Source organism: Acinetobacter sp. Root1280 (genome assembly GCF_001425285.1).
Classification (GTDB): domain Bacteria; phylum Pseudomonadota; class Gammaproteobacteria; order Pseudomonadales; family Moraxellaceae; genus Acinetobacter; species Acinetobacter guillouiae.
In genome coordinates this window covers 113,215-134,210 of record NZ_LMED01000030.1, presented here as the reverse complement: position 1 = coordinate 134,210, position 20,996 = coordinate 113,215, and the positions used below count along the sequence as shown (strand labels likewise).

Genomic DNA, 20,996 nt, shown 5'->3' with positions numbered 1-20,996 from the left:
CTCTAATATATGACTCAGTTAATCGCCTATGTTGTTATTGGTGAACCAGGCTTAATAAGCCAGCAGCACAACTAAACAATACAGCAAAGGTACGGTTCATATATTTTTGTTGTTTTGGTGATTTTAATAGTCTTAACACTTTGGCTGCCAATCCTGTATAACCAGCCATGACTATCAAATCAATGGTGATCATGGTCGCTGCCATAATCACATACTGAATCCATTGTGGTTTAGACAAGTCTAGAAACTGTGGCAAAACAGCAAGTAAAAAGACGATGGCTTTTGGATTACTGATATTGACAATAAAGCCATATAAGATCAGCTTGGGAATAGATTTTGTCGGTTGCTCAGTTGGGATATCTATCGACTGTGTTTTCGTTGTCCATTGTATGTAGGCTAAATACAATAAATATAAAACCCCAAACCATTTCACCACGAAAAACGCCAGCGGTGTGGTTGCAAACAATACCCCAACCCCTGCTGCGACAATCGCAATTTGAACCAACAACGCCAGTTGTAAACCAATTGCATTCCAATAACCACGGCGAAAACCATAATTTAGACCGCTCGACATAGACGCGATCGCACCCGCACCAGGTGAAATACTGATCACCCAGCACGCCAACATATAGGCAAACCAGACTTGATACGACATAACAAAAGGATAGAAAACTTTTAACACGCTATTATAGCGGTTTTAAAACGATACATTTCGATTAATTTAATTGGTAAAAAGTATAAGACTTTACTATTCAGCTGTTGCTTGATCATGCACAATAAGAGGATTGATAAATAAAAATTGAGGAGCCATCACCATATGACAGCCCAATCTGTAATTCTACCTTTACCTTCTAATCATGCTCGTTTCATTGTTTTAAATTTAAAAAATCTGTCTATTGATGGTTTAAAAGAACAACTCAATGCGTTGTTAAATACACGTGATCGTTTAATTACCCAACACCCTGATGCTGAAATTAAAACATCTATTGCTTTTGGTCCTGAACTTTGGGCAAAACTTTATCACACAACTCCTGAAGGGTTTAAGCAGTTAGAACCGATTCAAGGCGCATTTGAGATGCCAGTGGTTCCTGCTGATGTTCTGATTCATATTGCGTCTGCACGTACAGATATTTGCTTTGCGCTTAGCCAATCCTTTTTTGATGGCATCCAAAATCAAGTTGAGGTTCTGGATGAACGGGTATGCTTCCGTTATCTTGATGGTCGTGACCTGACTGGTTTTATTGATGGTACTGAAAATCCTCAATTCCCTGATGATCGTGCGGAGACTGCGTTATTAGGTGAAGATTCAGGTATTTTTGAAGATAGTTCTTTTATTTTTGCACAACGTTATGTACACGAGCTTGAAAAGTGGAAACGTTTAAAAGTTGATGCACAGGAAAATGTGATTGGTCGTTCTAAATTAGAAAGTATTGAGATGGACGATGAACACAAACCTGAAAATGCCCATATTGCTCGTGTTGTCATTGAAGATAATGAAGGTGAAGAATTAGAAATCCTACGCCATTCCCTTCCTTATGGTGATGGTCAAGGTGAGCAAGGTCTATTTTTTATTGCCTATACCAAAGACTTAACCCGTATTGATCGTATGTTAGTCAATATGTTTGGTACTCAAGGCGATGGGATTCATGACCGTTTGCTGCACTTTGTAACACCTATGGATGGTGCTTATTTCTTTGCACCGAATGAAGAAGTATTGGAAGATATTTTGGAAGATTGATAGATATCCATTAAATAAGCAGCTTTATAAAGCTGCTTATTAGTTTCAAAGGTTAGGTATTAAATCTCAAAGGAAATTAATTTAATTTTATATTTTTGTTATTCCCCATAGAATCTTTATAGTTTAAATTATATTTTCCATCTATTGCGTAGCTTTCTCCAAGATTAAAAACATCAACTTTTGGCTTTATTCTTATCAAATAAAAAAATGTAGTAGAACCATTATCTGTATCATGATATTTTTCACCAATAATAAATTGTGAGCTTCCAATATTAGGAAGAAATTTAACCCCATCCAAATTTAAATTATTAATTTTATTATCACTTAATACACCATAAATTTCTGGTGATATATTTTTCACATCGTCCAACTTATATACATGGTTCTCTGAATCACTCAACTTTTCACATTTACTTTGAGAGTTACTTTTTAAACACTTTAAGAAGTAATTTGAAGAATTAGGAATTAATACCTTTTTCAAATTGCTTTCTTTAGTACTTTTGGGTGAATTTTCAGAAATATTTGTTTTTACAAAACTTCCATTTATCACCTTGAAACATAACTTTGAATTACTATAATCATCTCTATATGCATAAAAATCGCCTGTAACACACAAGCTATCATTATTCACCGAATAGTCAAATTTGGATTTATAATCTATCTGATAATTTAAAGGATAAACTTTTAAATCTTTTTGATTTAGTGCAACTATTCTAAAATATTTTCCGTCATTGATTTTAATTATTGTATAATTACTATTAAAATTTGGTTTATTCCCAACATTTTTTTGTATAAATTAATTTTATCTGCTTTGCAATAAAAATTATCCACATCATAATCAAAACCACAAGGTTCAACTTTTATTTTTGATGTAACATCCTTCTCAACAGGTTTCGCATTACAACCTGTAATTGCAAAAAAACTAGAAAATATTAATATTCCAAACTGCTTTTTCACTTGCCATCTCACTTTTTGTGTTGTTTATATTTTTGAAACAAGCATTTCTTTCCAAAAATTCAGAAATTTTTATTAATAAAAAAATCCCTTATTTATTTTAAATTTTTTCCTTTAAGAGTTTTCCATTTTTATAATAAATTAGATTATAATTCTTATCTATAGTAAATTTTGTTTTTTCAGATAAACTCTTTTCTTTGACGACTCCAAACTTATCAACAATATTTATATTTAGTATTGTCTCACTTTCATCAGAAAATGGAGAAATCACAATTAACTTACCGTCATTACTCTCTGGGAGAACTACTCCACGTCCATATTGAGGGTTTATAAAATTATAAGCTTGCGCAAGCTTTCCTGCAGAAATCAAATTGATTGATTTACAGTCAATATTAGAATTAGTTTCTAAACATTTTAAATGATCTTGAGAGTTATAAGGTAAATGTGTTACCTCTAAACCATCACTATTTTTATCTTTTTTCTTAATATTATCCGCGCCAGCATAAGTGCTAAAACTTAAAAAAAAAATAATAAATATCTTTTGGTAAATATTTTTAAACATGTTGAATTCCTTCGAAATATTTAGGATCTGTTGATATTTAAGGTTCATAATTTAGCCTACAAGGGGATCCATAAAAATATACAAGCTAATGCAACAGAACTTTCATAATTCCGTTTTAACTTGTCATATCAAGTGGCTATTCCTCTAAACTACTTTAATCTACAAAGCATATTTTCTACTAAATGCCTGATTTTATATAAATAACAATCCATATAGTCATTGTTTGATTGGCTATTGGATTTTTTCTTTTTACCATTATAGAACTTAATTTGTTTGTTTAGGACGTTCTATCTCAGATTCTGTTACATCCACAATAACAAAGTCATGATCTGTAATCTCTTGATTTCTTTTAGGTAATAAAAATACTGTATAACCCAGTCCTCAATTTTTTGGATGGTTCGATTGGCGTTTCTTTCAACTATTGCAAACTCAGCAGACAATTCAAGGTGAATACTATTAGATCTTAAGTACTTCAATATTAATAACAACTGATCTTCAAGCGCTAAGCTGTGAGGGCGATCAAATTTTTTCTTCAAACGTTCAGCCCCTTCTAAAACGAGAATCATTTTAGAAAATAAAAGACGTGTCACTCCGACTAAACGTTTGAATTCAATATCATCGAACTATGTTAAATTTTCATATTTCATAAAGCTATTATAAACAGTTTATACTTTCGCAAGAAGTCTAATAACTATATTCATTATAAAACATCATCGCCATTACTAGAAATATAGTTATCTTAATTTAATCAATTACAGTACAATAAAATGAACACCACTTAATTCATTGTAAAAAATAAATTTTGCTGTTTTTTCATTTCCTACTCATCCAAATTTTCACAATTAAGTTTTTCAGTTTTTAAATTTTTATCTGTCGTATAATTAATTGAAAAATTCAAATTTATTAAATCTTGCTTTCTAAATACTGTAGGAACAATATTCCAAACATTTTTTCCACTTGTAACAAATGATAAATTAAAATCTGGAACATTATTATTATTAGTATCAACTCCATATTCAACAGAAAATTCATTGATTTTTTTCCCAACAATCCTATATATTCTTGGTTCTTTTAGTTTTTCATCACATGCTTGATATATATATATTTTATCTTTTACAATTTTGATCATGCTTTCATTGCACCAGCAATCTCCAACTTCTAATTTTTTTTGAGTGCCTGCAATATACTTAAATGGTTTTATTAAATGATTCTCTAAACTTTCAAAATTTAAATAGTTTTCCTTTAAATCCTTAGTTTTCAAATTATTACTATCACTTAGACACTTATAGTTCTCAGTATTTGCATTTTTACCATCAAATTGGCATTCCAAATTCCTATTTTTCAACCATGTACGCTGAGTTTCAACCAAATATTTTGATTCAACTTGACTATCACGTATATAATTTTTTATATCTAGATATGTACTATTCAAATCATTTTCACTTTTTGTATAAACAGCTTTTCCATCTAACTGTTGAGACTTCGAATCTGCTGTATTTGAACATGCAATTAAACTGAAAGCTAATAACACATTAAAAATATTAATGCCTTGCATCATAAATTCCTTTAATAAACAATTGATATTCACTATTACGTCGCTTTGTTAAACCAGCTTCTGGAACTTTTTGACCTTTAACAGTTATTTTATTTATATCTAGCATCTCTTTAGGACCGTCTTGATATTTCTTTTGATTAATCAGTCTGCATAAATTAGGAGCTTTAACTCCAATATTACCAATATTGAATGCTAATGACACCAATGCATCAAATTCGTATTGATACAATGGAACTTTTATAGCATTTTTCACATATGTCTCATGCTTAGGAACATCTTCATTAAAATATTTCTTCGCATCAGCTATTGAAATAAAATCTTTCATCTCTCTTTTACCTACAGCCTTACAAGACGCTTGACTTACTAAATGCCCCCATCCTACAGTGCAGTATCCCTTAGAATCATCATAATAATATGTCCCTTTTCCATCAGGAGTTAATCGATTTCCTTCCCATTCTTGAATAAATAACCTAGCATTTGAACTTGTTGATAAATTGTTTATTGCTATTCGGTCTCCAGTATTTGTCTGTGCTGGTGCTTGAGGTAATTGTAAATCAAAAGTATTTCTATAGCCTTCTAATAATATAGGTAGTGGATCAGCTATATCATCACGTCGAGAATAAATCCCATGATTCTTTATTGTAAGATTTGATGCATCATCTAATGAAAATCCATGACCTGTAAAGTATTCAAAGTGTAACATTGAAACATTATGGGATGATTTACCTGTTATAGGTATTGCAGAAGCTCCATTTTTTCCCTTCATTATACCAGTTCGCCCAATAGTTTGATTTTGAATAACAGGATCGCCAACTTTTACAGTGATTGATTTAGGATCTAATTCACCATACCTAATTATAAACTCTCTGCCATCATCAGTTTTATGCCTAATACTTACCTGATTAGTTTGTAAATAAAACCCTTGTGAAGCAATTACTTTACCAGGAGCTATTGCTACAACTTCAAATCCTATTTCAGCTTGAGAAATAGGTTTACAGTTAGAATACAAATCTCTACCTGCATGCTTTCGAGTAGCATCTCTATTTCTTCCAAAAATTGCCATAGATGCATTCGTATCATTAAGTTTAGCTCCCCAATAATAATTTGCTAACTCTCCACCAATGTCATTAATAGGCTTAACTTTAAATGGAAAAATAATACTAGGTTTGTGATTCGTTAGGTTTTGCTTGGGGCTTCCTGTTGTTTGGCTTTGCGCATTAGTATTATTCAATTGTGGTAAACTTTCGCTAAATATTTGATTTTTTATATAATTATAAGCTCCTTCGGCATCAATACTAGGCATTAAATCAGGCAGTTTAGCCAATGATCCAAACCAATGATCATCCTTTACATCATCGTTATTTTTTGTGCCCCCATTACTACTACGAGTACTCTGATTATTACTTGAGGTTTTACTTGGCTGAGAGCTTTGATGGTTAGTTGAATTTTGACTTGATTGAGAATTTCCATTACTTAATGGTAATTTTAAAACTTGACCTTCCCATATTTTATTTGAATTCTTAATTTTATTGATTCTCTGGAGGTCTTCGATACTAACATTTGTTTCTTTTGAAATTTTCAGTAAAGTATCACCCTTCTTTACTTTATATGTTTTCCTAATGTATTGACCTGAATTACCATTTTCTCTTAACTGTGTTTTTATTAATAACGAAGGGCTGTATAACTTAACAATAGCATGACTTTTCTCAAGGCGCACTCTGTTGATTAATTGCATTTGATTTAAAATATTTTGAAAATATATATCAAGTACCACCCCTTTATCTCTGCTAATGTCAACAATCGCTCCCTTTGAGTTCGTTAACCCTTCAGCTATTAAATTATTACCATTTTTTATTTGATATCGAGCATTTTTAATTGGATATCCCAATAAGTCTAATAAAATAAAGGTTACCAAACATTTACTTTTCATTTTTATCTACTCCCAAAGTCAAGTCCTCATCACCCCATTCTTCTACAATAACATCCCAAAATTCTTGTTCTTTTCCAATTAAAACTTTTATATTTAAAGGATCTTCATTTACAATCTTTCCAGTACGACCATGCTCATCAACTTGCCCAGACACATAAGCATTTGTTTCTGGCATAAAAGCTTTATAACTTAATTGACTAAAATCACTTTCCCAAAACAAATCATAAACATCCAACTTATTGCTATACATCACCGTACTTGGAAGTTGAGGCACCTCATAAGACACCTTCTCACCACTGGTAAACAACTGTTGTCCCGACTTAACCTCAAACTTTCCACCAGTTTTAATAAAGACACCACTACCATTAACCACAAGCTGAGTCCCACCTGCTTTTAAGTCAATTTCTTTAGAACTGGTCAGCTCAATCTTATCTTCAGTCGCGATGAGTTTAATCACTTTCTTCGCAATGATTTCAATCAAATCATCTTGCGCCTGCACCTTGATCGGACCCTTTGCGGCAAATGCACTTAAACCTTTCTGTGCTGCAAACAAACTTATCTTATCCTGTGCATGACCGACAATATTCTTCTGTGCACTTAAATTAATTGAGCCTTGGGCACTTTCAGCAATATCTTGCGAAGCTTGTAAGACAATGTCTTCTGGGGTGGTTAATGCAATCCCATTAGGTGAAGCCAGTAACATCAATGCCTGACGAAAGATCTTACCTTGTTCTTGTTTGGCACTATCACCACTATTTTCTAAGTCTTTTGTATAACTTTCCATAAAGCCCTGTAAGGAGCCTAAAGCCTGCATCGGATTCACATCCAATTTACTGCCTTTATTAAAAGTTCCACAAACACTGGTTAAATCAAAATCCTTAATTTCAACATTGGCAATTACCTTACCCACGTCTTTTAAAGCGGATAACGGTTCTGAATCAAATTTATCTTTTAAACTGGTTAATTTACCTTTTAAAACATCCGAACCATGTTCTTCAATATTTTCGATAAAACTCTTTAAGTTCTCAATCGACTCTTTGGAATCATTAAAAAAGTCTTTAAATTCATCTACAATATTCTTGGTATCTTTACCAAATTTCTGGATGTCCTCAATAAAATCACCACTGTTTTTCAGTGCTGAAATTGGATCGCTACCCACAGCATTTTTAAATAAACCTACGGTTGCCTGTAAAGCCTGATTTGCACCTTTTAGTTCTAAAGAATTAATCAGTTTCGGCAAACGATTGACAACATTCAAGGCATCCGTTTGTTGTTTGACTGCTATTTCACTCAGCACTTTCATACTTTCTGCACCTTGGTTTAACAAGGACTGCGCTTGTGCTGCTTCTAAGTGGTCTGCAATCGCATTTTCTTGAGCATAAGTCGTGATAAGCATGCCTTTTCCTGCACGCATGGCACCATAAGCATCGGTTCTTAACTCAAAACCTTCGCCACGCCCATTGCTGGTTTCCTTATCTTTCGGATGGCTTAAGTTCCCAAGGTTAAGTTGTGTTGCTGCATGACTACTTTGTAGCTGCGTACTGATTTGGCCTGTTGTATCATCAAAGCGGAGTTGGTTAAAACCTGATCCACCCACTTCCGATGAGCGAATACCACTTAATTTTTTGGTATCAGGCAACTGGCCTTTGATATCAAACATGGTTTGATGACGTTCTGCTTCATGTAAACGTCCCATCACAAATGGACGGTCGACATTGCCATCAAAGAAATCAATGACTACAATTTCACCAATTCGTGGGTGGAATCTTGTGCCATAACCTTCTCCCGCCCAAGAGGTCAATACATCAACCCAAGCTGAGTCTGTATCATTATCATTCGAGCCTGCACCACCATCATGACTATTGTCATCGGTACGGGTAAAGAGGAAACGAACTTTGATTCGCCCCCATTGATCGACATAAATCGTTTCGCCTTGCGGGCCAACCACTTTGGCACGTTGTGGAAATGCAGAAGGTCTATGCACTAAAGGGTTATACTCAGGAACAATCGGGATTCTACGGCGTACCAAGGACAACTCATTGGCTTGGCGTTGGTCTTTTATTAAATGATTCCAATAGTTTAAGTTGAGCAGCTTGGATAACTGATCTTGTAGCTCTTTAGGTAAGTTATTTTGGTTGTAAAAAGTCTTTCCTAAGATTAAAAATTCACGATCTGAACCATCATGTTGATCAATTTCAGGGTGCTCTCTTAATTCAAACCAATAGCCAACTTGCGCATCGCGCACTGAACTGGTTGCGGTAAAATATTTGGACTGTAATTCTTGATATTGTGTCAATTGGGTATTTAATTTATCAACTTGAGCTGAACTGGAAACTGTTGTTTGGTCTTCGCCATTGAGATCACTGGTCCATGCGGGGCTAATCGTCCAAGCCTGTTCTAAACTTAAAGTTTCATTGTCTTGTTGATCACTATGTTGGTGATTGCTTAGCTGGCTATCACCTTGATCTTGTAAAAGGCTATCCGCTTGCCAACGTTGTACTTGTATTGCTGTTGATTGAATTGAGCGCTGGGCGATGAGGCTGGTGATCGTGTCAAAGCGTTCTGTTGCATGACTGCGATGGAAGCGTATACTGCGTCTAGGCATTGCCTCATATTGGGTATTGTCATCAATCAGACGTAATTTCTGTGCCTGAATCTGCGTTGCCGAAATAGGCACAATTCGTACAGATTCATCAATTAACCAGTTAATACCTTCACTGCGCCATAAGCGAGTTAAAAACTCATAATCCGTTTCATTGGCTTGCATTACAAAAGGACGGATATCGTATTGTTTTTTTAAACCACTACTGTCCAGACTTAGACTAGCAGAAAATAAGGCACTTTTCGCTTGCCACTCTTTAAATAAGATTTCCGATATTTCCAGAACACTTTTGTTCATAAAAACGCGGCTATTACGACGCTTATGCCAAAGACTGGTTGCATCTTCAAGCGTTAATTTATAAACACTTAAGGCCCCATCACTCTGCCCTTGGCTTGCCCCTGTCACAATTCCAGTGGTTCGGTACAATTCACCAAAATCGGTGACTTGATCAACTGCAACCTGACACCCGATAAACTGTTTTAAAGCAATATGCGCATTGGTTGAAAGGCAGAGTAATTCTGCCTTTAAGCCTTGATTAATCTGTTGTTGCCCCTGAATGCATTGCAAGAATACACTGCTGTTTAAGGCTTGATTTGAGAATTGAACGTGGATCGCTCGTGTTTGTAGTCCCAAGCCAAAGCTTTCAAGTAAGGTCGTAATATTTTTCAGCATTTTAGTTATTGATATTTAATTACAAGTATCGTCATTTTAATTAAAAACTTAGAAAAAGACACCCATAAATTGTTAAATTTTATTCCACAAGTACAATAAAAAATATTACTTAATTATGTAGAATATAAGGTTAAAATTAAATTTTAAAAGCTACCAGTGATTTTTTCATTTATTTTAGGTATTGCATTTGCATAAAACCTTCAGTGCAATCTAAAATAGAATTCTTCAAATCCTCACACTTTATCTTGTTGTTTTTTAATAACTTAAATTTAAAACCATTGCTCACTTGATGCCCTGATTTAAATCCTTTTGATGAAACACCCCAAATAGCAGGATTATTCTGTTCATATATAGACTCAACCGTATACAAATTTAAAGAATCATCTCTAATAATTCTTTTTATATAGTTTTGATCCAATAATTTATAATCATATTCACCATTAGTATTACTAGAGATGCTCGTATAATTTAGCCTTACTATTGCAACTTCTTTTGTTACCTTATTAAAAATATAAAATTTCTTTAAGACATAAAAATCACCTCTTAAGATATTTTCTGTATATTGTACAAAGCCTACAAAATTTCGATCAGAAAAATAAGGTGAAATAATATATCGATTTAGCCCTGATAGGTTATTTCCATCTAAACGATATAACTCATCACCTTTTTTCAAAATAATACTATACGATTTCTGACCTTTATCCCCCTCACTTGAAGTATTTTCTTCTGTTAAGATCGTATAGTCCTTATCTATCTTTATTGACTGCCCTAATATACTAATACTCTTATAATCTTGATAAAGGTGACGACTAGAGTCATCATAAAGAACGACACTATTTGCTAATAAAACAGTGGGTACTAATAATATTAATAGTAAAAATATTCTTCTTAAATACATAGTTTAATCACTTTAAATTTCTTAATTCCAAATTACATTCAACTTAGTATCTCAGTACTGAAGATTTTATTAAAAGTAAATAGTGAGAACCTTCTATCAACAATAATTTTTAAATCCTTATTAAGAGCATAGTAAAACCACTCTGAATATTATTTTTTTAAAATTACGTCAAAATTAAATTCTCTTGTATCATTTTATCTTAAATAAAAAAGGGGCGTATAGCCCCTTCTTTACAACATCCAAAAATTTCTAGAACGGTACACGTTTATAATCACGATATTCTGGTTTCCAGAAGTTCTGTTCAATACTTTCTAGCAATTGCTCATCACTGATCATCGGTGCTACACCATCTTGAATAGCGGCTTTAGCAACTTTAAACGCGATAATTTTAGATACTTGCTGCAATTCATTTAAATCAGGCAATAGGTCTGCGTGGATATCTTGTAACTTCGGTGAACAATCAGCCAAAGCTGAACTTGAAGCCATCAGCATATTGTCTGTAACACGGGTTGCTTGAACTGCTACTACACCCAAACCAATACCAGGGAAAATATAAGAGTTATTGCACTGTGAAATCTGATAGGTTTCACCATGATAATTCACAGGGGTAAATGGGCTGCCTGTCGCAATCAATGCTTTACCATCTGTCCATTGAATAATATCAGCTGGCACGGCTTCAACTCGTGAAGTTGGGTTGGATAAAGGCAATACAATCGGATATTCACAGTTTTCAGCCAGCGTTTTAATGATTTCTTCTGTAAATAAACCAGGTTGACCCGATACCCCAATCAATACGGTTGGTTTGGCATTTTTCACAACATCAAGAAGTGAAATGATTTCCTCAGCATTGCCCCAATGTGCAACATCTTCAGGTTTCTGCGCAAGTTTACGTTGGAAATCCAATAAGTTTGGTTGATTTTCAGTGATTAAACCAAAACGATCCACCATAAATACTTTGGCACGCGCTTCAGCATCCGTCAGGCCTTCAGCAACCATCTGTGCAATAATTTGTTCTGCAATACCACAACCTGCTGAACCAGCCCCTAAGAAGGTAATTTTCTGGTCTTTGAGCTGTTTACCTGCGGCTCTACTCGCTGCAATTAAAGTGCCGACGCAAACTGCCGCTGTTCCTTGAATATCGTCATTAAAACAACAAATCTTATCACGGTATTTTTCAAGTAAAGGCATGGCATTTTTTTGCGCAAAATCTTCGAATTGAATCAATGCTTTTGGCCAACGACGTTTAACCGCTGCAATCACTTCATCGACAAATTCATAGTATTCATCCCCACTGACGCGAGGTTGCGACCATCCCATATAAATCGGGTCATTCAATAATTGTTGATTATTGGTTCCCACATCAATGGTTATCGGCAATGTATAGGCTGGACTAATACCACCACATGCGGTGTAAAGAGACAGTTTTCCAATTGGAATGCCCATGCCGCCAATACCTTGGTCGCCTAAACCAAGAATACGCTCTCCATCTGTGATCACAATCACTTTGACATTTTTACGGTTTACGTTGTGAATGATTTCATCAATGTATTTACGGTCAGGATAGGAAAGAAATACTCCACGATGACGGCGATAAATATCGGAGAAACGCTGACATGCTTCACCCACTGTCGGTGTATAGATAATCGGCATCATCTCACTTAAGTGGTTTTCAATCAGGTGGTAAAACAGCGTTTCATTGGTGTCTTGAATATTTCGTAAATAAATATGCTTATTGATCGCTTCACTGAAAGAACAGAACTGTTGGTATGAACGTTGACTTTGTTCCTCGATACTTTCGATCACATGAGGAATTAAACCGTGTAAGTTAAATTGAGTTCGTTCTTCTTCTGTGAAGGCTGAACCTTTATTTAATAAAGGCAGCTCTAATAAGGCATTACCTGCATAATGAATATATAGAGGATATTTTTTCAGGGTTTCCGTTGGCATTTCCATTCTCATTGAAGCAGACTGCCTGCTTCTATCTTTTGCTAAGCTACGACTTTGGTCTGATACAAGCTTAAGCCTATTTTTGACTAAATGGGTATTTAGATACGTGATAATGATATTCAAAGTATTTTACAGAATGATAAATTATTCTCAGTTTTACTGATCAAATTCTGGTTTTTATCTAATTTCATATTTTGCCCTAAAATAATGAGCCATGATCACGCCATTAAAACTGCATATTTGTACGCAATTTTGACCAATCATTGATTTTTTTTCTGTTTAGATTTATTTTGTTTAAAATACGATGAAGCTAAACCAATAACAATGAACACAAAGATCTCTCTACTCCTTCTTAGCACAGTCATTGCATGTACTGGCTGCCAAACTGCAAAAAAGGTCTCTTCTGGTGTTTCTAAAACCACTGAAAAAGTCAAAAGCATGGTGGGCTTAGGCGAAGCCAAAATCCCAGAAGTTGATCAGCAAGGTGTGGTTGATGTCAGTAAAGCCACCCTCGAAAAACTAGAACAAATGAAGATCAATATGCCCACTGGACAATGGGTCTATATTGAAAATGATCTTCAAGGTATTTACACCTTACAAAACAAATCCAGTGATGGAAACGTCCTATATTTGCGTTTGAATTGTAAGATTCCTTCGCAGAAGTCTGGTTTTGCGATTGAAGATAAAGATGGTAAAGAGCTGCTTAAAGCACATGATGCGCAAACCGGTCAGGTTCAATTTTTAATCGACAATAAAAACTATGGCAATCCATTTGACTTAGTCAATGCGAAAAAAATGCCGACATTTAAAACGGCACTAAGTAAAGCCAAAGTGATTAAAATCTTTAACAATTCCAAACTTTATACCTTTACAAATGGCCATGCTGAGTTACTCAGCAAGCCTGTCACATGTAAAGAGTAGATCCATTATTTAGGCATATCCACAAATACGGCGGTTAAACGTCGTACTAAGGGTAAAACAATCAGAACCACAGGATATGCCACAGCCCATGATACCATCCATGCAGCAAGCCATTTGATCCAGAAACCGCTAATCAATCCCACATTGATCAACATATTAATCAATGACACCATGCCACTCATTAAACAAGATAAGAACAACGGCATAATCCATGCTGCAAATTTTGCAGGGAGTTTTGGGATATTGCCAATAATTGTGGGCGGAGTATTTGACATATATCGCTCTAAATTTACAAACAGGACACATTTTATTCCTTTAATGAACCTGAAACAATTAATCCTTCCACGTAACCTTAACCACATTTATAAAGAGTGAAATCGAGCATACTGCCATTTTTCTTATCGAATAAGTTTTATTCTATACAAATGCATTCACCTAAAAGGCGCAAAATTTGCTATATTTAGCGTTTTTCTGCGACATTTATTTCTCTATAGATTATGAATACGGCCATACAAGCAGCTCTTGATCATGCAGTGCAATCCCTACAAGCTGAAGGGACTCTTCCATCTGACTGGAAAAACACGAGTGTTTTAACGCGAACTAAAGACCGAAGCCACGGTGATTTCGCATCAAACATTGCCATGATGGGCGCTAAAGTTGCTGGTATGAAACCACGTGATCTTGCAGAGAAAATTTTGGCAAATTTACCCGAAGTGGTTGATATTGCCAAAGCTGAAATTGCAGGTCCGGGTTTTATCAACTTCTTTTTAAATGCCGATCAACGCTTTACTGTGTTGGATCAAATCCAAGCACAAAAGGAACAATTTGGTAAAACCCAAGCAAATGCAGCCAAGAAAATTCAGGTTGAATTCGTTTCTGCCAACCCAACCTCTAGCCTGCATGTAGGTCATGGTCGTGGTGCTGCATATGGTATGACTGTTGCAAACTTACTTGAAGCAACAGGTGCCAAAGTTGAACGTGAATATTATGTCAATGATGCTGGCCGTCAAATGGACATCCTCGCCACATCAACTTATTTACGTTATTTAGAATTAAGTGGCCAAACTTTAGTTTTCCCTAAAAATGCTTATCAAGGGAATTACGTTAAAGAAATCGCCCAAGGTATCATCGACAAACATGCTGATGCTTATGTACGTAGTGTGGCTGATGTTTACAAAGATGTTCCTGAAGATGTGCAATATGCTGAAGAGCTTGATGCCGATGGCAATAAAGTGGTTGTTTCAGGCGATAAAGAAAAGCACATTGATGGCTTAATTCACAACGCACAAGCTTTAGTGGGTGAAGGTTATCGTGTATTCCATCAAGCAGCTTTACATGCCATTTTAGATGACATTAAAGATGACCTTGGTGAGTTTGGCGTAACATTTAATCACTGGTTTAGTGAAGCATCTTTGGCTGAAAAAATTGATGAAGCCTTACAAACATTAGATCAACGTGGTTTTCTTTATGAAAAAGATGGCAACATTTGGTTTAAATCAACTGAATTTGGCGATGAAAAAGACCGTGTAGTCAAACGTCGTAATGGACAAACCACGTACTTTGCCTCTGACATTGCCTATCATTTAAATAAATTACAACGTGGCTTTACTGACCTTGTTGATATTTGGGGTTCAGACCACCATGGCTATATTGCACGTGTTAAAGCTGCAATTGATGCGATGGGCTATGACTCATCTAAATTGACGGTACTTTTAGTACAGTTCGTCAGCTTATGGCGTGGTGGTGAGATGGTACAAATGTCATCTCGTTCAGGTCAATTCGTGACATTACGCGATCTTCGTAAAGAAGTCGGCAATGATGCAGCACGTTTTTATTATGTAATGCGTAAATCTGAACAGCACATTGATTTCGATTTAGATTTAGCAGTATCTCAAAGCAAAGACAATGCTGTGTATTATATTCAATATGCACATGCTCGTATTTGCCGTATGTTAGAAAAAGCAGCAACAACAAACATTCAATTTGATACTGAAAATGCACGTCAATTTGCTGCAAAATTAGAACTTGATGCTGAAACTGAAATTTTAGCGAAACTCGCGGCTTATCCTGAAGTGCTTATTCGCGCTGCAAATAATTATGAACCACATCAGGTTGGTAATTATTTGAAAGAACTTGCTGCTTTATTCCATGGTTGGTACAACGAGAATAAAGTATTGGGTGATGATGCGGAATTGACTCAAGCCCGTTTATTGCTTTCAGCAAATATCAAACAAGTCTTACATAATGGTCTTGAATTATTGGGTGTCTCTGCACCTGAAAGTATGTAAGTCAAGAATTGCTTTACATGTTCCCAAGACCAAGGTCTGGCTCAACGTAAGCATTGAAGTGTGTAATAAATCATTACTTTACATCGTGTTCAAGCAAAACTATGCTTGAACACGATCTAAGCAATACATAATAAGAGGGTTCCACGTGTTTGGAAAAACGCAACGCGGTGTTTCAGAAAGGCCAACCAAACCTAAACAACCATTGATTCCTAAATGGTTAGGGATGCTTGTCGTCATTTTAATCGTGTTAAGTTTTGGTGTCGCACTGATGCTCTGGAAACCGTGGGCGCCCGTCCAACCCAAAAACGAAATCACATCTGAGCATTATCAAGAAGATACCAACAAAGACTATCGTTTTTATGATCTGTTACCCCAACAACAGGTTACCCCTATTCCTGAACAAGCTGTTCCTGAAAGCAGAAATCAACAACAACCTGTAATTGTTGAAGCGCCCTCTCAATCTGAAAATGTGGATGTCGGTGTAAATGCTGAACGTACAACACCTGTTCAACCTGAATATATCCTTCAAGTTCGTAGTTATGATGATCCTGATGCTGCCGATGCACGTCGTGCTGAAATTATCTTAAATGGTTTATCTGCCGATGTGGTTCAAAGCACAGAAGCGGGGAAAACTTGGTATCGTGTGATTTCAGGCCCTTATGAATCACAAAATGCAGCAGTGATTGCCCAACAAACCTTACAACATAGCGGTATTGACTCTATCGTGGTTAAACGCTGATCCAATTTTCAGGCATGACCTGATTAATCAATCGTTAAAACAGGATGCTTTGGCATCCTGTTTTATTCTTCAAAATCGTTTTTTTAACCTTGCTTAGATATGTGGACAAATTGAATATTTTTTACTCAAAAGAAATATAATTCGATAAAAATTTACCCAAATTGATCAAAATTAGAGTAATCTATTTTCCGCAATACATTACCCATGTCGTTGTCGAGATATCAAAAGTCACCAATACTTTTGATTTGCTGTCCTGTGATTGGCGTGACGATCAAATCCGAAGATTACAGGGCGCTCAGAAATTCACATGGGTAAAGCCCACCCCAACAGGCATTCAGCCAATTTCAAACAATAAAACAGTTCATCTAAACTTCACTGAAAATTCATTCGCCTAAGTATTTCAATTTGAGTACACTCCTATTGAGATTATGAGTTTTTAAATGCAATGAATAATAAAAAACAGATTTTATGTGTAGAAGATGATGCTGCTATTCTTATGCCGTTACGTTACGCACTTGAACGAGAAGACTGGCAAGTGACTTGGGCCAATTCAGGTCTGCAAGCCATTGATTTTATTCAACAACAACCCTTTGATTTTATTATTTTAGATGTTGGATTACCTGATTTAAATGGTTTTGATGTCTGCAAAAAAATTCGTCTCTTTAATCATACACCCTTGCTATTTTTAACCGCACGAGATGATGAAATAGATCGTATTGTAGGTTTAGAAATTGGCGCAGATGACTACTGTACCAAGCCATTTAGTTCGCGTGAAATTGTGTCTCGAATTAAAGCCATTTGGCGCAGAATGGAGATACAAAATCAGTTACAGCACACCTCACAGCCAAACACACAGCTTTCTGCAACGCCAGCTAAAGTTTGGCAATGCAATGATGAGGCTTTGCAAATTCATTACTTAGGCACAATACTGCAGCTGACTCGCTATGAATATCGCTTACTTAAATTATTGATTCAACGCCCTGAACAGGTGTTTAGCCGTCAACAATTGATGGATCATGTATGGGAGCACCCTGAGCATAGTTTAGAAAGAACAGTCGATACCCATATCAAAAGTATTCGCAATAAACTCAAGCAGATCTCTCCTGAGCAAGACCCGATCGAAACCCACCGAGGCTTTGGCTATAGTTTAAAAAGGCAAGGATAAACCATGTCCATTTTTATTCGTATTTGGTTCTTCTTTGGATTGATCATCTTGCTGGGTTTATGGTTTATGTCTTATACCTTCAATCAACAAGTAAAGCCCAATGTACGACAGGTCGTTGAAGATACCCTTGCGGAAAATGCTAATATTATCGCGATGTTAGTGGCTGAAGATGTCTATGAAAATAAAGTCAGTACCATTCAGTTTGATGAAAAAATTCAAAAAGCGCTGAATCGAAAACTCAATGCCACGATCTGGAAACATAATAAAAATGAGATCAATCAACAAATCTATATTACCGACAACAAAGGTATCGTCATTTATGACTCACAAGGTATCGCTACAGGACAAGATTACTCACGATGGAATGATGTTTACCTGACCTTAAAGGGAAAATACGGCGTTCGCTCTACACGCAGTTATGAAAAGGACAGCAATAGCAGCACTATGTTTATCGCAGCGCCAATCTATTATCAAGTTGGTCAACAACAGCAATTGATTGGCGTTGTCAGTATTGGAAAGCCCAATATTTCAGTACAGCCTTATATTCAGCGCGCTGAAAATCAACTGATCCGACAAGCCGCTTGGATTACATTACTCAGTCTGTTTCTTGCCAGTTTGGTGGCCTATTGGCTAAAACACAGTATTGACCGTGTCCGTAAATACGCACAGGCACTTGCACCTGTCAATCAAACGCCCTATTTTCGTTCGGCAAAAGAACTCAATCAAGTTGCTCAAGCAGTTGAAAATATGCGAGAAAAACTCGAAGATCGTGCTTATGTGGAACACTATGTCAATACACTGACCCATGAACTCAAAAGTCCGCTTACCGCAATTCAAGCCAGTGCAGAACTACTCAAAGAAGATTTACCACTAAATGATCAACAACAATTTGCCACGCATATTCATGAACAAAGCCAGCGCTTACGTAGCCTGATTGATCGAATGCTCTTATTGACCCGTCTGGAAAAATCTAAACATCAAATTGAAATGCAAGATTTCAATTTATCTGAACTGATTCAACAGACTTTAGACCAGCATGCCAGTCAAATTCAAGCCAAAAAAATCCAGTGTTTACTGGATATTGAAGCCAATTGTATGCTTCGTGCAGATCGATTTTGGATTCAACAAACCCTTGCCAATATTTTAGATAATGCGCTGGATTTTTCCACAGATTCAGCAAAAATCCTGATTCGGCTTCATCGTCAAACACACCAGCAGATAGAATTACAGGTTTTTAATGAGGGCGAATGGATTCCAGATTATGCACTCACGCAAGTGTTTGATACTTATTTTTCCTTGCCTCGTCCGATTAGCCAACAACGCAGTTCTGGTATTGGACTGAGCATTGTTAAACAAGTCATTGAACAACACCATGGACAGATTCACATTGGCAATATTCAAGGAAATGAAATCACCATCTTACAACCCCACCAAAAGGGTGTATTGGTAAAAATTCAATTGCCTTAGCACGACCAAACTTCACTTAAAATTCATATAAAAAACCTATACGCCTCAAACAAAGCACATTGCTGTTTCGCACACTCAACACTGACAACAAACAACGGCGAAGGAAAACAGTGATGCGATCCAACTTTATTACATTCAAAATTATTGCAATCGCAATTTTAGTTGCCTTATTTGGGATAGGCTTACTCTTTATTACCAGTCTGGTCTCAGAACGACAAGATTATCAACGGGCATTTCTGAAAGAAATTGCACAAAACAATATTAGCCCTCAAACCGTGATTTCACCGTATATCCGTGTGCCCTACAATGAGCAAAAAAACTGCCTCGATGAAAAGAAGGTGGCCTATTTGTGTACTGAGGAACAATGGCTATATATCAGTGCTGACAGCACGCAATGGTCATCCAACTTTAATGTTTCTGACAACACTTATAAACGCACCATCTATCGAGCAATTAGCTACACCGCAAATCTCATGGCCAAAGGCGTATTCCAAAAACCAACACTTGAAAAGAAAGATTACCAATGGGAACGAGCTGAAATTATCTTCCCTGTACATGATCCTCGCGGCTTAGATACCCAACCGAACTTAAACATGCTCAATAAAAGTTATGCTTTTGAAATGAGTGCTCAAGGCAGTAACAGTTCTGGTTTTGACTTTATGTATGTTTCTGCAAAAAAGTATCCTGAATTAATCAATGCCATTCAAAATGGTTTCACTTTTGATTTAACCGCCAATATTACGGGTTTGGGAAAATTCACCCTGATTCCAACCAGTCGTAGTGTCACTTATCAGGCCAAAGGCAATTGGGCGGATACCAAATATTCAGGACAAAACTTACCCTTTGCAAAAACCAGTACACCGCAACAATTCACCGCACAATGGAAAAATATTGCTCTAGGTCATCAAAACATCAGTAAATTGATTGATTGCGACAACAATGAGTGTATTCGCCAGTTTAGTAATGGCTATTTTGGCCAAGAACCGGCTTATATGGGAGAGCCTAGTCAAAGTATTGGTTTATCAACAGAATTCCTAGAATCAGTCAATGTTTATACACAAACAGATCGTGCGATTAAATACGGTATCGTGATTATCATCATCACCTTTGCTTGTTTCTTTCTCTTCGAAGTGCTTAAAAGCTTACGGATTCACCCCATTCAATATTCTTTGGTGGCGATGGCTCAAGTGGTGTTCTTTGTTTTACTGCTTTCGATCAGTGAATACTATGCCTTTGCATGGGCTTATTTCGTTGCTGGAATTGCCTGTGTCGGGCTAATGAGCTGGTACTTATACTATGTGATGAAAGGTTTTAAAGCCGCTGGCCTATTCAGCATCATCCTGAGTTCACTTTATGCCGTGATGTATATGCTATTGCAATCTTCAGGCAAAACCTTCCTGATCGGCTCTATCATTTCATTTGTTTTACTTGCTGTAGTGATGTTTATTACACGGCATATCGACTGGTATCAAATCAACAATAAGCCTGAGCAAAAACTCAAATCCTATACGCCTCCGCAAGCTTGATAACGGCACAGTGAATAGCTCAAAGCGATTCA

General features: G+C 36.0%; 18 protein-coding genes and 1 pseudogene. 7 read left to right on the top strand and 12 right to left on the bottom strand.

All coding sequences use genetic code 11. The features are described from left to right. Positions 1–34: 34 nt before the first annotated feature. The gene (locus ASC84_RS21880; RefSeq protein WP_056518349.1) at positions 35–655 is read right to left on the bottom strand and encodes a LysE family transporter; all 621 of its coding nucleotides are present in this window, start codon (positions 653–655) and stop codon (positions 35–37) included. Positions 656–817: 162 nt separating this feature from the next. Here ASC84_RS21880 and ASC84_RS21875 point away from each other — a divergent pair, with 162 nt between their 5' ends. Continuing rightward, a complete protein-coding gene (locus ASC84_RS21875) occupies positions 818–1,738 on the top strand; it encodes a Dyp-type peroxidase (protein ID WP_056518347.1) in 921 nt (306 codons plus the stop codon). A 76-nt stretch (positions 1,739–1,814) separates the two neighbouring features. Here ASC84_RS21875 and ASC84_RS23450 read toward each other — a convergent pair whose 3' ends face one another. The 10 genes and pseudogenes from ASC84_RS23450 to ASC84_RS21830 form a co-directional block, all read right to left on the bottom strand. Beyond that, a complete protein-coding gene (locus ASC84_RS23450) occupies positions 1,815–2,369 on the bottom strand; it encodes a hypothetical protein (protein ID WP_227515187.1) in 555 nt (184 codons plus the stop codon). Between the two features lie 110 nt (positions 2,370–2,479). Further along, positions 2,480–2,695, bottom strand: coding sequence for a hypothetical protein (locus ASC84_RS21865; protein ID WP_056518397.1), 216 nt, complete (start codon positions 2,693–2,695; stop codon positions 2,480–2,482). Positions 2,696–2,792: 97 nt separating this feature from the next. Further along, positions 2,793–3,254, bottom strand: coding sequence for a hypothetical protein (locus ASC84_RS21860; protein WP_081409423.1), 462 nt, complete (start codon positions 3,252–3,254; stop codon positions 2,793–2,795). 37 nt (positions 3,255–3,291) lie between these two features. Further along, positions 3,292–3,499 (bottom strand): annotated as a pseudogene (locus tag ASC84_RS23445) (IS5/IS1182 family transposase); the annotation flags it as partial. Positions 3,500–3,556: 57 nt separating this feature from the next. Then, positions 3,557–3,844, bottom strand: coding sequence for a transposase family protein (locus ASC84_RS21855; protein WP_155860374.1), 288 nt, complete (start codon positions 3,842–3,844; stop codon positions 3,557–3,559). Positions 3,845–4,074: 230 nt separating this feature from the next. After that, positions 4,075–4,809 carry a lysozyme inhibitor LprI family protein gene (locus ASC84_RS21850; RefSeq protein WP_056518343.1) on the bottom strand — a complete coding sequence of 245 codons (735 nt, stop codon included), beginning with the start codon at positions 4,807–4,809 and terminating at the stop codon, positions 4,075–4,077. Beyond that, entirely contained in the window at positions 4,796–6,739 is a 1,944-nt protein-coding gene (locus tag ASC84_RS21845) for a LysM peptidoglycan-binding domain-containing protein (protein ID WP_056518341.1), read from the bottom strand. Before ASC84_RS21845 ends, ASC84_RS21850 begins: the two co-directional genes overlap by 14 nt. Then, positions 6,729–10,013 carry a type VI secretion system Vgr family protein gene (locus ASC84_RS21840; protein WP_056518339.1) on the bottom strand — a complete coding sequence of 1,095 codons (3,285 nt, stop codon included), beginning with the start codon at positions 10,011–10,013 and terminating at the stop codon, positions 6,729–6,731. Before ASC84_RS21840 ends, ASC84_RS21845 begins: the two co-directional genes overlap by 11 nt. 169 nt (positions 10,014–10,182) lie before the next feature. Continuing rightward, positions 10,183–10,911 (bottom strand): hypothetical protein, encoded by a 729-nt coding sequence (locus ASC84_RS21835; RefSeq protein ID WP_056518337.1) that lies wholly within the window; start codon positions 10,909–10,911, stop codon positions 10,183–10,185. A gap of 249 nt (positions 10,912–11,160) precedes the next feature. Beyond that, positions 11,161–12,858 carry an NAD-dependent malic enzyme gene (locus ASC84_RS21830; protein ID WP_004723444.1) on the bottom strand — a complete coding sequence of 566 codons (1,698 nt, stop codon included), beginning with the start codon at positions 12,856–12,858 and terminating at the stop codon, positions 11,161–11,163. Positions 12,859–13,182: 324 nt separating this feature from the next. Here ASC84_RS21830 and ASC84_RS21825 point away from each other — a divergent pair, with 324 nt between their 5' ends. Next, positions 13,183–13,779 (top strand): hypothetical protein, encoded by a 597-nt coding sequence (locus ASC84_RS21825; RefSeq protein ID WP_056518335.1) that lies wholly within the window; start codon positions 13,183–13,185, stop codon positions 13,777–13,779. Between the two features lie 5 nt (positions 13,780–13,784). Here the strand turns inward: ASC84_RS21825 and ASC84_RS21820 are convergent, their stop codons facing one another. Then, positions 13,785–14,054, bottom strand: a complete 270-nt coding sequence (locus tag ASC84_RS21820; protein ID WP_056518333.1) for a DUF2798 domain-containing protein — start codon at positions 14,052–14,054, stop codon at positions 13,785–13,787. 222 nt (positions 14,055–14,276) lie between these two features. Between ASC84_RS21820 and argS the strand changes: the two genes are divergently transcribed. The 5 genes from argS to creD all read left to right on the top strand — a co-directional run bounded on the left by argS (position 14,277) and on the right by creD (position 20,964). Continuing rightward, positions 14,277–16,067, top strand: a complete 1,791-nt coding sequence (argS, locus tag ASC84_RS21815) for an arginine--tRNA ligase (protein ID WP_056518332.1) — start codon at positions 14,277–14,279, stop codon at positions 16,065–16,067. A 145-nt stretch (positions 16,068–16,212) separates the two neighbouring features. Further along, complete coding sequence (locus tag ASC84_RS21810) at positions 16,213–16,806, top strand: SPOR domain-containing protein (RefSeq protein ID WP_004723450.1); 594 nt, start codon at positions 16,213–16,215, stop codon at positions 16,804–16,806. A 445-nt stretch (positions 16,807–17,251) separates the two neighbouring features. Continuing rightward, positions 17,252–17,971, top strand: a complete 720-nt coding sequence (gene creB / locus ASC84_RS21805; RefSeq protein ID WP_056518330.1) for a two-component system response regulator CreB — start codon at positions 17,252–17,254, stop codon at positions 17,969–17,971. Positions 17,972–17,974: 3 nt separating this feature from the next. Next, positions 17,975–19,438 (top strand): two-component system sensor histidine kinase CreC, encoded by a 1,464-nt coding sequence (gene creC, locus ASC84_RS21800; RefSeq protein WP_056518328.1) that lies wholly within the window; start codon positions 17,975–17,977, stop codon positions 19,436–19,438. A gap of 113 nt (positions 19,439–19,551) precedes the next feature. Beyond that, positions 19,552–20,964 (top strand): cell envelope integrity protein CreD, encoded by a 1,413-nt coding sequence (gene creD, locus ASC84_RS21795; protein WP_056518326.1) that lies wholly within the window; start codon positions 19,552–19,554, stop codon positions 20,962–20,964. The last annotated feature ends 32 nt before the right edge of the window (positions 20,965–20,996 follow it).

Coding starts and splice junctions, on each gene's coding strand:
- creC (WP_056518328.1), top strand. CDS start 17,975: ATGTCCATTTTTATTCGTATTTGGTTCTTCTTTGGATTGATCATCTTG.
- ASC84_RS21875 (WP_056518347.1), top strand. CDS start 818: ATGACAGCCCAATCTGTAATTCTACCTTTACCTTCTAATCATGCTCGT.
- ASC84_RS21850 (WP_056518343.1), bottom strand. CDS start 4,809: ATGCAAGGCATTAATATTTTTAATGTGTTATTAGCTTTCAGTTTAATT.
- ASC84_RS21835 (WP_056518337.1), bottom strand. CDS start 10,911: ATGTATTTAAGAAGAATATTTTTACTATTAATATTATTAGTACCCACT.
- ASC84_RS21820 (WP_056518333.1), bottom strand. CDS start 14,054: ATGTCAAATACTCCGCCCACAATTATTGGCAATATCCCAAAACTCCCT.
- ASC84_RS21825 (WP_056518335.1), top strand. CDS start 13,183: ATGAACACAAAGATCTCTCTACTCCTTCTTAGCACAGTCATTGCATGT.
- ASC84_RS21840 (WP_056518339.1), bottom strand. CDS start 10,013: ATGCTGAAAAATATTACGACCTTACTTGAAAGCTTTGGCTTGGGACTA.
- ASC84_RS21830 (WP_004723444.1), bottom strand. CDS start 12,858: ATGCCAACGGAAACCCTGAAAAAATATCCTCTATATATTCATTATGCA.
- ASC84_RS21860 (WP_081409423.1), bottom strand. CDS start 3,254: ATGTTTAAAAATATTTACCAAAAGATATTTATTATTTTTTTTTTAAGT.
- argS (WP_056518332.1), top strand. CDS start 14,277: ATGAATACGGCCATACAAGCAGCTCTTGATCATGCAGTGCAATCCCTA.
- ASC84_RS21880 (WP_056518349.1), bottom strand. CDS start 655: ATGTCGTATCAAGTCTGGTTTGCCTATATGTTGGCGTGCTGGGTGATC.
- creB (WP_056518330.1), top strand. CDS start 17,252: ATGAATAATAAAAAACAGATTTTATGTGTAGAAGATGATGCTGCTATT.
- ASC84_RS21845 (WP_056518341.1), bottom strand. CDS start 6,739: ATGAAAAGTAAATGTTTGGTAACCTTTATTTTATTAGACTTATTGGGA.
- creD (WP_056518326.1), top strand. CDS start 19,552: ATGCGATCCAACTTTATTACATTCAAAATTATTGCAATCGCAATTTTA.